Below are 10,923 nucleotides of genomic sequence, written 5' to 3'. Positions count from 1 at the left end.
ATATGAGCTTTTTTCATCTGTAGGGAAACATGAAACAATAAATATTCATGCCATATAGCTCTATTAATAGTTTACAGCCTTTTATTTTTAATTAAGAGCAACCAACTGTAGCACTAAGCATCCCTGCTTGTAGTACTTTTCAAGATATGGACGCTATTATGGCTCGAAGAATCTCCATCATATTCTGCAGATCGTTCCTGATATCTACACTTTGGACTATTCTTCCAAGAATCAGGTAGTCCATGGTTACATCGAAGTATCGACTAATCTCTACGAGTAGTTCTATAGATGGACTTCTTTCGCCATGTTCAAGTTTACGCAGGAACTGAATACTAATATTCAGATCAGATGCCAGTCGCTCTTGCGTGAACTTTCTGTTTATGTCCTTCTGATTCTCGCGGAGCATCCTTATTCTCATTCCGAAGGCTTTCATGTCAAATGTCATTTATGTAACCTCCAATCCTTTTTCTGATAAAACGAGGAAATCAGAAGAGGAAGGCGGATCCCGCAAGCCAACAAATTCGGCGGGTACAAAAACACCCGAGGCATTTCTGCTCCGGGTGTCACAAGGTTTTTTGTTCAGTTCAAAGTGCTTCAGCGGAAAATTCCACAGGAAAAACCGAAGTGAAAGCGTTATTCTCTTGATAGATTGATGGGTTTTATTTTCTGCTTTTCCAAACAACATGGAAATCGCCTGCCGCTCTGGAAAATAAATAAAGAGACAGAAAAGCGATGGGAAAGAGATTCCCATCACCTGGTTTCCAATAATCGTCTGATTTTTTTCGTATTTCAGTGTCGATTTGATACAAAAAAGCAGGCGTGGATGGTTTTTACCTGTCCGCGCCTGCTTCGTCAAATACGCCTTATCATGAAACTTTATGTCTACTTTTTGTTTTCGGATTATAACAGACGGCCAAAGATTATCATTCTCCCATTTTCCTTCAGAGTGGCGTTTCTATAGTATTGGTGCTGACAGCGTATGTATTTCAAATATAAAGATTTCCTTTGTCCCAACGTAATATGTCACCATCTTTCTGTCCTTTTATACGGAATCAATCACTTATCCTTTGTGCGGCAACAAGAAATCTACCATTTTCTGTATGGTAACTGCATGTTGACAGAATAAGAATCTGCTCTCCATAAACAGGAGTGATCCCGGAATTGTATTCGGAATGGTTTTTCAGCCAGTCAACGATTTCCTCAAACCTCACTTGTGTTAATTCTCCGGAATACTCGTAATAACGAAAGCCCGCCTCATCGTTATATAGGATTCGTGTCTCTAAGGCGGCAAAAACCTCATATGTCCGCTGCTCTGTCAAAGTTGTGAAGGTAAAAGTCGGATTTTCCTGAAAGAATTCTTTTTCACGATAATAATCCAGCGTTCCGAACATCGTATCAGTTCTCATGTTATGGCTGTAGATGATAAAACAATCACTGTCAATCGTGCTGTTTGCGCCAACGAAAGGAGTGCCACCCCTCGAATCACTGCCGTCAAAGGCTCTTCTCAGATAGTATTCTGGATCATCAGGCGTGTGCATTACAGGATAGTCAATGTTCGTATTTTTTATACTCAGCCATCCTACAAAGTCATTATTCTGCTCATACAGTGGGGCATACCGTGTATATATAACTTCTTTGATTCCCTCGGTTGCGGTTGCCATGGCCGGTTCTCTCGCCGAAGGAACACTATCTGTTGCGATGGATGGGTAATTGATTGTATCCCTGTCAGTTGATGTTTCGGCAGCAACTGCCGATGCCAGTTTTTTGAATGCATCGTTCTCCATCCGTCCTTCTGCGTATATTTTAATAATCATGGTGACCGAGATGAGGAAGATTACCCCAAGTAACAGTATGGCTGACGGATAAGTCTTCTCTAATGCCAATTTTTTTCTCGGTATCGAACTTCTTTCTCCTTTTAATTTGGATGTAAGGTCAAATATTTTCATGCGCGAATCACTTCCTGAGGTTTGTCTGGATATGTAAGAAAGGCTGGGCTGTTACGCCCAGCCCTTCTTATGTTCGGCTTGCATAGACGGATTATCGCTCTTTCCGCTTTAAAGTGTGCCTTCTACAAATCAGGAGCCCTGTCATTCCCAACAGAGAGGAGAAAGCCAGTGTGCACCAGAGTACCAAGTTACTGTTATCTCCTGTTTTGGGCAAGCTATTATTTGTACTTGTGTTTGGCACTTTAGGTTTTTCAGTATTTGGTGGTGTTGGTGGTACTGGCGGAGTTTCTTTCTCATTGGTTATAGTAAGCCCATCTTTCATGCTTCCTCCATAGACTACCTTATACTGCTTGCCATCAAATTTAATGGCATTACCATCTTCTCCTACTTCTTTAACTGTGTATCTGTAGTAGTCTGTACTTCCAAATCCATTTGCCACTGCAAGATTTTTGAATACTCCGCTCCAGTTATTACCTGTATTTAATTCAAGTGTTTTTCCTGTAGGATTACCATCTTTATATAGTTCTACGGTAATTTTTTCCGTTGGAGCTGTAAAGGTGTTTCCTTTATGGTCTTTCCATAGCTTTGTTACCTTGACTTCCCTAATTGGAGGGTCCATAGGTGTCCATGGTTTTTCCTTTTGATTAGTGATGGTAAAGCCGTCTTTCATGCTTCCGCTATAACTTACCTTAAACCACTTACCATCAAGTTTAATGGAACCTGTTGTTTCTCCGATTTCCTTTACTGTATATTGGTAATAATTGGTGCTTCCCAGTCCATCTGCTACTTCAAGGTTCTTAAACTCTCCTATCCAGTTATTATCTTTTCTCAGTTCAAGTTTCTTTCCTGTGGCTACTCCGTCTTTGTATAGTTCTACTTCTATTTTTTCAACGGGAGCTTCGTTCATGTTGTTTCCTGAAATATCTTTCCACTCTTTAGTTACCTTAACATCTCTTGTCGGTGGTATCATCGGTGTCCATGGTGTTTTTTCCTTATTGGTAACGGTAAAGCCTTCCGACATTGTTCCGTCATAAGTTACTTTGAACCATTTACCATCAAATTGAATAGCAGAGCCAATTTCCCCTACTTCTTTAACAGTATACTTATGAATGGCAGGATTTTCTATTGACTCATAGACTTTCAGTTTTTCAAAGGTTACCGTCCAGTTATTATCCTTTGTAAGCTCCTTTATGTCTCCTGTGGCAGTTCCGTCTTTATACAGTTCTACTTTAATCTTATCAACAGGAGCTTCGTTCAAGTTACTTCCTGAAATATCTTTCCACTCTTTAGTTACCTTAACATCTCTTGTCGGTGGTATCATCGGTGTCCATGGGGAAAGTTTTTTGTTGATAACGGTTAATCCGTCTTGCGTGTTTCCTCCGTAGCTAACTTTGTACCAATTTCCTTCAAGCTGAATAGAATTAGCTGTTTCTCCTACTTCTTTTACGGTGTAAATATACTCATTTCCTTGGGCATCCGTCTTATCAAGGGCTGTCCAAGTATGTGTAGTTGTTCCGTTTGTTAATTCAATTGGACTTCCCTCATTTTGTCCATTCTTCAAAAGCTGCAACTTAATGGCAGGATGATTTCCTGTTACATCTTCCCATTCTTTGGTTACTTTTACCTTTGTTTTATCTTGTGTGTTTTTTATTACAAGGACTCCTGTTGGATCCGTTTCATAACTAACAGTATATCCTTGCGGTATAGTTTCTTCTTCCACAGTATATACAATTTCTGTATCTGTTCCCGGTTGATATTTTCTTAAGTTTTCAAAGGTATGTGTCCATGATGTTGCTTCCGTCAATTCATGACGAGCTACTTCTGTTCCGTCTGCCTTTAGAATTGCTGTAACAGGTGACACTGTTGCTCCAATCCACCGTTTTTCTACAGTAATATTTGTTTTTACAGGTTCATTTTTAATGGTTTGCACACAAACTCCATCTGACGTAACGGTTACTTCATATTCTGTTGCGTTATCCAAGATATATCCGTCCGGGGCATCAATTTCCTTGATTTTATATTTGCCCGGAATCAATTTATTAGATAATATTTCTCCATTAGTTCCTGTAGTTAATTCAAATGTCGAATTATCAACTAATTTTGTTATCAAGAATTTAGCATTGGCAAGTTTGATTTCATTTTTATCGGCATCTACTTTAATAATTTTTATTTTGCTCGTTAAATCTCCTTGTCCCTGTCCACCTGAACCAGCTATTGAAAAACTAGATTTTTTTTCTACACTTTCACCATCAGCTTCCAACTTAGCTGTATTTTTTAATTTTAATCCCTCTCTGTAGGTCGAATTATATCTAAGTATAAAATGTCTATTTTCTATATTCCCCATATTGTATGTGAAGCTAGTTTTATCAGGCGATAATACGACTTTGTCACTTATATCTGTAGTTGAAAGTACTTTTCTGACATTACCATATTCATCCATCTCTACTTCTTCTAATTTGAAATTTCCCGCCACATACTCTATTCCCGTCATGTCGCCACTTTCTGATGTTAACTGATCAGTAATGACTACATTATTCAATATTCCTTTTCGATGGTTGATTCTAATAGTCCACCTAACATATCCTTCATTTGATAAAGTTTGTCCTACCCATTTATTAAGAATTTCATTATTTAAAGGATTTTGTGGCGTAGACGGAGCTATCGGAACAATGATGGTAAAAGGATACGAGCCTATTGCAATGGCAATCTCATGATTGCCCGGAGCATTTATAATGGTAGTATTAAAATTTGCATTCAAATACATTGACCCTTTGATATCATATCTGTCTTCAACATACTTTGTGAAAGTAACCTTGATATTTCCTCCGCCCGGGGTGCCGGGTGTAACAACTGCTTTTGCTACTACATCTGTTCCGTTTGGAGCTAAAATATCAAAATTACAAGCTGAATCGTTCGTCGGGAATCTAAACTCATCCGGTAACGTGATATTAAAATAATCGCCTTCCTTTAATTCATTTTGATAATAACTTGCATCCCAAGAAATACTTAATTTCAAAAAGTCATTCACCTTAAAACCGTCCGGTGGCACTTCCCCTGTACTTTTTGTAATAGTAAAATTAGTGATTTTAGTTTCCACCTGTTCCAACCCCGCTGCAAACACCGTTTGCGTTGGCATAAAAACTCCCAAAAGCATAACAAACACTAAGAAAAATGAAGTTAGCTTTTGTATATTACCTCTTTTCTTCATTTGCTTTCAATCTCCTTTCTCGTTTGTTGTTTCAGACTTTGGAAATAAATTTAGACTTTTATTTACAGCCAATTATGCTGTGAGCATCTGCCTAAATATAAGAAAAAATCTATTTTTTGTATTGTAGCATAAACCGGTCGGAAAAGTCTACTTTTTTGACATTTTCTCAGATTATATTTTGATTACAACTTTTGAACCTAAACACAGGTTCTTGCATTATACTTATAAAAGTGGACACATAAGAAAACAAATGTACCATTAACTTAGACACCAAAAGGAGGTATATTTATGTCCACAAGAAATCACTATGACGAGGATTTCAAACGAACCCTCGTAGAACTTTATCACAACGGTAAAACACAAGCTTCGCTCATCAAAGAATATGGGGTATCACAATCAGCGCTCATAAAATGGATTAAGCAGTATTCAACCGTAGAAACAGACAGCGGAGAAGTTCTTACAGCCAAGCAAGACAAAGAACTTCAAAAGCGTATGGCTCAGCTGGAGGAGGAAAATCAAATATTAAAAAAAGCGATTGCAACATAGTCAAGTAAATGGACACATTTTTTAAATATATTTTTGTGGAAAGGCAGAATTATCCCTGCCTTTCCATATAAAAAGCAGAATGCTGCCTTTTTTCACGAGTCTTCAGTTGCCTGCTCCTGCTGCGTGTCCGAAGAGGGAGCGGAAGCATCGCTTCCAGCGGCAGGGGAGAGAGGGAGGCGGCGTTCGATGCGCTCAAGCATATTGGCTGCAAATTTTTTGCCGCCGAATCCGAAGGAGAGGCCAAAGGCCACAGCGACGGCGCCGATCACCACGATGAATCCGGCGTTGACCAGTTCTTTGGCGATCCCCAGCTGACTCAACATCATGAAAGCGCCCACCACGAGGATGGCGGCCTTTACGATGGTGGCGCACAGGGCGCTGTATTTTTGAAGGAACTTCGAGGCGATGAGGCTCAACGCAACGGCACCCAGGATAATGATGAGGCCTGCCAGGGCGTTTGGCATATAGGCGATCACGGCCTCGCCGATCCCCGAGAGGACCTGCAGATGGAGAACATTGACCGCCTCAACCAAAAAGAACAGGATAACAACGACATTGACGATCCGGCCTGTGAGGTTCGAAACCGAGACGGCATGGGCCTTCGGCTCCAGAAGCGCAGAGACTTTCGAATCGATGCCCGAGGCAGACAGCAGTTTTTCCACGACCTGTCCGGCCAGTTTTCCAATGAAAATACCCAGGATGGCGATCACGATGCCAACTGCGATGTTGGGCATAAACTGGATGATGGTGTTCAGCATGGCGATTGCCGGCTGAGAGATGGCTGCGATGTTGAGCACGCTCAGCGCTGCGATCACCACCGGGATCAGGATCAGAACATAAATGACATACGCAACGGTGGAAGAGAGCTCTGCGGTCTCAGGCACAGAGATGCCCAACCGTTCCTGCAGTCTGTCGATCCTGGCCTTTTTTAAGACGGGGACCAGAAGCTGCCGGATCAGGTTGCTGATCCGGATCCCTACGATCAGGATGATCGCAGCGGCCAACACATTGGGAACATATCCCCAGACGTTATTTAACAGTGCCAGCAGAGGGGCGGATACGGAATGCAGGTCCAGGGAATCGAGGATTCCAGGGACAAACAGCAGAAATACCAGCAAGTAAGCCAGTTTGCCCACAAACACTCTGGTTGCCTCTGCGTCTTTGGTGTGGACGACTTTCCCGACGAATGCCTTCTTCATCAGCCGCATCACGAGAGATTTCACGATGGCGGAGACGATAAAGGCCAGGAGCAGAACGATCAGCGCTTTGATGATCGCCCAAAAGCTCATGGGAAAGAATGAAATGAAATTATCCAATAGGTCAGGCATGGGAAACACCCCTTCTCTTTCTTTGATTTTTGTTGCACCAGACTTTTGCAATCAACATATGGATCCATCAAATCACTTTTATGGAACATGATCCCCCCTCTGATAAGCGTACTGATCCATGGGTTCTGTTGGGGAGGGCGCCCCCTCCCGCAGGTGAACTGGATAGGGGAAGGCAGTGGCCTTACCATCTATATGACCACATTATCATACTGGTCATATAAAGTAAAGAAAAATCCCGGTAAAACCGCACTTCTTTGCTATGGGGCTGGACGATCAGGGCCCTGGCCCTGTGACGGTCCTTCCAACCAAAGCGGAGTTTTTTTCGAGGTGCGATGCAGTGGAACCCGTTTTTTGACTTTTGAGAAATCGACGGTGATGATATTTCCTGAGATATCAGCTACCACATTCTTCTCCAAAGCGGTGTGGCTGCCCTTCTTGTCGCTGCGTTTCATGGCCTCTCCTTCTTTCTCGGAGGAAGGGAACCATCCTTATGAGGACAATTCGTTCCCTTCGCAAACGACCTCCTTGAGTTTTTTTCCTGGTTTAAACGTTGGGACCTGTGTTGCGGGAATGGTGATTTTTTCCTTGTTTTTAGGGTTCACGCCGATTCTCGCCGCACGAGGTTTGACTTGAAAACTGCCAAACCCGGAGATGATGACTTTTTCTTTTTTTCCCAACCCCTCTGTGATCACCGCAAACAGTAGTTCCAGTACCTCTCGTACTTCGCTTTGCGTCAGATCACTTCTTTGGGACAGTTCCACGATCAAATCTCTTTTGTTCAAGACTGGACTCCTTTCCTGTTATTGATTGGCTCATTGAGATCAGACGATCCAAAGGAGAATAGCGTGGCGCTATATGACCATATTACCGTAATAGTCACATAAAGTAAAGTTTTAAGTGGACTGAAGAAACGAATCTTTTTGCCTTTCCTCCGGCTCCGGCACAGTTGGTTGGGCTGCGCCGGGGGTCTCTTCTGCTTGGGGGTGCTATACTTCGGGCGGGGAAAGGGGTTTTAAACCTGACGATTTTATGATGGAGTATAAATAAGGGTTGCTTTTTCATCAGGAGTATGATATACTGCACAAAACATAAAAAGAACCGTCTATCAAAGAAAGGCTTTTGTTATTGCGTGATACCACGCATTATAAAAGCCTTTCTTTTTTACTAATTTGGTTCTTTTTTCCATAGAGAGAAAGAACCGTCGCAGAAGAAAGGCTTTTGTTTTATTGCTGTTTGGCATGCATAGAGGCCTTTCTTTTTTTATATCGTATCCGCGCTCTGCGCGATACAGGAAATACACCCCATGTCATAAGGAGGATCACAATGGATGTTATCAAGGTAGTGAGACGAGATGCACAGGAAAAAGCAAACAAACTGCGGAAGCGTGGCATTGTGCCCTGCTGTGTCTATGGTGGGGATCTGAAGGAGTCGATTTCCATCCAGATGGAGGAACAGGATGCCAGCAGACTGTTTCGGACCAAAAGAGAGGGGAGCAAAGTAGGCCTTGACATTGACGGTCACGTTATCCTCACACAGATCAAGGAAAAGAAGCGATACCTCAGCGGTGAGGCGGAGCACGTCAGTTTTCAGGCGCTTTCAGAGGATAAGAAGGTCAACAGCATTGCGCATATCTTTTTGAAGAATACCGACCTGGTTCCGGGGAACCTGTCGCAGCTGCTGTTTGAAGTTCCGTTTTCTTCCCTCCCTGAAGATATGGTCGACACCGTTACGATCGACATTGCGGGCCTGCCGGCCGGGACCATCCTCACCGTCAAGGACATCCCGGAATTCCAGAACGAGAAGATCGACCTGCAGATCAAAGGGGACAGCGTGGTTGTACGGATCTCCGAGAGAAGACGCGCGGGGTTGCATGAGGAACAGGCACAGGAGTAATGGATCCGGAGATGCAAAGGGCCTCTGTGTCGTGCGTGCGCATGGCATAGAGGCCCTTTGGTCAGAAAGGAGTATGAGATGCAGTTGATCGGCCAGCCTATCAAGCACAATCAATTCGGTAAAGGTATCGTTACCGATTGGCAGGATACCATCATTACGGTCTGCTTTGACATTGGGGAAAAGAAATTCATTTATCCTGACGCCTTTGCAGAGTTCCTCGTTTTAAAAAATGATGGCATCCAGAAACAGATCCAGGCACTGCTGGATGATCGCGAAGCAAAAAAAGAAGAGGAGCGCACCATTTTTCGAGAAATGCAGGAGCGCAAATACCTGCTGAAAAACCTGAAGACCTCACCCCAGTCCCAGGCGGTGTTCGATGTAGAAGCTGAAAAGGCGGAGGAGGTGCTTTCTTCCTGGTCGGTGTCCACGGGATGCTATTTCAGCGGGTATTCCCGGGGCTTTCCCCGGGTCCCGGACCGGTTGACGCCGCACTCCATGTGTCTGCTGACCGTACGGGAGAAGGAGCAGCCGGAGACCGAGCGGAGAATCATTGGGGCGTTTATGGTGAAAGAGGATTTCCTGGGCATTTATTGCCGGGACGGGATGGTCCCGTCCCATCCCGACCATCGGCTGAAGCTGCCGCTGGACCAGCAGCCCCTGTTCTGGCCATACATTGCCCATGAGGTCCAGAAACAGCGATGGGGAAAGGTCGCCTTCAAATATATGTCGAAGTACATTGCGGAAAGGATCCTCTTTGACATCAAGCATCATGTGGACGAGGAAGAGGCAAAAAATGCGGAGGAATTCTATCGATACTTTTGTGAAGTGAACCGCCTGCACCTGAAAACGGAGGTGGAAAGCATCGATGAGCCTGATTTCTGAGCTTTTTTCCGGCGCCGCCCTGTGGGTCTGGGTTTGTATGGCCGTTGGCAAACTGGCGGAAATGGGGTTGACCGCTTTGCGGCAGCAGGGGATGCTTCCGGGATTCCGGGTTCCAGGGTCCATGCTTGTGATGCTGGAGTATGCCTGCTGGCTGTGTGCCGCCGCAGCGGCGCAATTGGGCGAGAAAATAGCGTGATGGGTCTTGTCCCGTCACGCTATTTCTGTGGTTGCCGATGGTTAGTACCCTCCTCTGTCGGGCCTTTTTGTGTATGGAGGACCGTGGAACGGGGCCTACTTTCTTCCCACCAGCATCTGGGACCTGCCCAGCATCATCGCCCCTGCCCGCCGGCGGGAACCAAAGGCTTCCCGGGCGGTGTCCACCAGCTGCACGTCCTGGTAGCCCCTGTCCCGAAGTTCCTGTGCGAATGCCTCCATGTCTCCGTACATCTGGGGTCTCATCTCGTCGTTCAGCGCAAAGACACCCCCTTTTTTCAGCACCCGCAAGGTCTCCATCAGCAGTGCCTGCTTGTCTGTGCCCATTATGTTGTGGTAGACATAGTTGCTCACCACAGCGTCAAAGCTCTCGTCGGGGAAAGCCAGCTTCTTTGCGTCTCCGTGCTGGAAGCGGCACCGGGTGCCCACCCCCTCGCTGGCGGCGTTTTTCTCGCAGAGAGACTGGCTGTAGTGGTAGAGTGCGCCCCAGTAGTCCATGCCCACCACCTGGGCCGACGGCCAGATCAGGGCCGCCCGAATGGACAGGGCCCCGGAGCCGCAGCCCACATCCAGCAGCCGCCCTGTTCCGTCGTAGTCCAGATGGGAGAGAACAGTCTGATGGACACGGTCCATCATACCGCCGCCGCCAAAGGCGTATTGCCATCTGATCCAGGTGATCCAGCCCAGCAGCGCCAGCAGCAGGGCCGCCGCAGCAAAAACCATCACCCCTGGCACCACCAGCCGGAACGCAGCAAAAAAGAGAACAGCCAGCAGAACAGATAGGGCCAGCAGCCCTCCTGTTATGTAGAATACGGGGGTTGACATCCAGCTCCCATAGTCTTCTCCGTGGGTGCCCAGGCGGATGGCTGCCTGTCGGGCCTGGGTTTCTTTCATGGGATCATCTCCT

11 protein-coding genes and 1 pseudogene are annotated in these 10,923 nt (G+C 45.1%); 4 read left to right on the top strand and 8 right to left on the bottom strand.

What is annotated here, in order from left to right; all coding sequences use genetic code 11:
* Positions 1-139 precede the first annotated feature (139 nt).
* The 4 genes from SOR61_RS05935 to SOR61_RS05920 form a co-directional block, all read right to left on the bottom strand.
* Positions 140-445, bottom strand: a complete 306-nt coding sequence (locus tag SOR61_RS05935) for a helix-turn-helix transcriptional regulator (protein WP_320611750.1) — start codon at positions 443-445, stop codon at positions 140-142.
* Positions 446-856: a hypothetical protein gene (locus SOR61_RS05930; RefSeq protein WP_320611749.1), complete on the bottom strand. Its 411-nt coding sequence runs from the start codon at positions 854-856 to the stop codon at positions 446-448.
* Positions 857-1,052: 196 nt separating this feature from the next.
* Positions 1,053-1,946: a class B sortase gene (locus SOR61_RS05925; RefSeq protein ID WP_320611748.1), complete on the bottom strand. Its 894-nt coding sequence runs from the start codon at positions 1,944-1,946 to the stop codon at positions 1,053-1,055.
* Between the two features lie 91 nt (positions 1,947-2,037).
* Positions 2,038-5,154: a Cna B-type domain-containing protein gene (locus SOR61_RS05920; protein ID WP_320611747.1), complete on the bottom strand. Its 3,117-nt coding sequence runs from the start codon at positions 5,152-5,154 to the stop codon at positions 2,038-2,040.
* A 288-nt stretch (positions 5,155-5,442) separates the two neighbouring features.
* On the opposite strand from SOR61_RS05920, the pseudogene SOR61_RS05915 reads away from it, so the two are divergent.
* Positions 5,443-5,688: pseudogene (locus SOR61_RS05915) on the top strand (transposase); the annotation flags it as partial.
* Between the two features lie 104 nt (positions 5,689-5,792).
* Here the strand turns inward: SOR61_RS05915 and SOR61_RS05910 are convergent.
* The 3 genes from SOR61_RS05910 to SOR61_RS05900 all read right to left on the bottom strand — a co-directional run bounded on the left by SOR61_RS05910 (position 5,793) and on the right by SOR61_RS05900 (position 7,810).
* On the bottom strand, positions 5,793-7,028 hold the full coding sequence (locus SOR61_RS05910; protein ID WP_320611746.1) for a mechanosensitive ion channel: 1,236 nt from the start codon (positions 7,026-7,028) through the stop codon (positions 5,793-5,795).
* Positions 7,029-7,285: 257 nt separating this feature from the next.
* A complete protein-coding gene (locus SOR61_RS05905; protein WP_320611745.1) occupies positions 7,286-7,480 on the bottom strand; it encodes a hypothetical protein in 195 nt (64 codons plus the stop codon).
* A gap of 36 nt (positions 7,481-7,516) precedes the next feature.
* The gene (locus tag SOR61_RS05900) at positions 7,517-7,810 is read right to left on the bottom strand and encodes an HU family DNA-binding protein (RefSeq protein ID WP_320611744.1); all 294 of its coding nucleotides are present in this window, start codon (positions 7,808-7,810) and stop codon (positions 7,517-7,519) included.
* 541 nt (positions 7,811-8,351) lie between these two features.
* On the opposite strand from SOR61_RS05900, the gene SOR61_RS05895 reads away from it, so the two are divergent.
* From SOR61_RS05895 to SOR61_RS05885, 3 genes are all read left to right on the top strand, one after another.
* The gene (locus SOR61_RS05895) at positions 8,352-8,921 is read left to right on the top strand and encodes a 50S ribosomal protein L25/general stress protein Ctc (protein WP_320611743.1); all 570 of its coding nucleotides are present in this window, start codon (positions 8,352-8,354) and stop codon (positions 8,919-8,921) included.
* Between the two features lie 78 nt (positions 8,922-8,999).
* A complete protein-coding gene (locus SOR61_RS05890; protein WP_320611742.1) occupies positions 9,000-9,803 on the top strand; it encodes a hypothetical protein in 804 nt (267 codons plus the stop codon).
* Positions 9,787-9,999, top strand: coding sequence for a hypothetical protein (locus tag SOR61_RS05885; RefSeq protein ID WP_320611741.1), 213 nt, complete (start codon positions 9,787-9,789; stop codon positions 9,997-9,999). The genes SOR61_RS05890 and SOR61_RS05885 overlap by 17 nt, the downstream gene beginning before the upstream one ends.
* Before the next feature lie 95 nt (positions 10,000-10,094).
* Here SOR61_RS05885 and SOR61_RS05880 read toward each other — a convergent pair whose 3' ends face one another.
* Positions 10,095-10,910 (bottom strand): methyltransferase domain-containing protein, encoded by an 816-nt coding sequence (locus SOR61_RS05880; protein WP_320611740.1) that lies wholly within the window; start codon positions 10,908-10,910, stop codon positions 10,095-10,097.
* Between the last annotated feature and the right edge of the window lie 13 nt (positions 10,911-10,923).

This window comes from Evtepia sp., assembly GCF_034090835.1.
Classification (GTDB): domain Bacteria; phylum Bacillota; class Clostridia; order Oscillospirales; family Oscillospiraceae; genus Evtepia.
The sequence above is the reverse complement of the archived record's forward strand: the minus strand, read 5'-3'. Positions and strand labels throughout refer to the sequence as shown.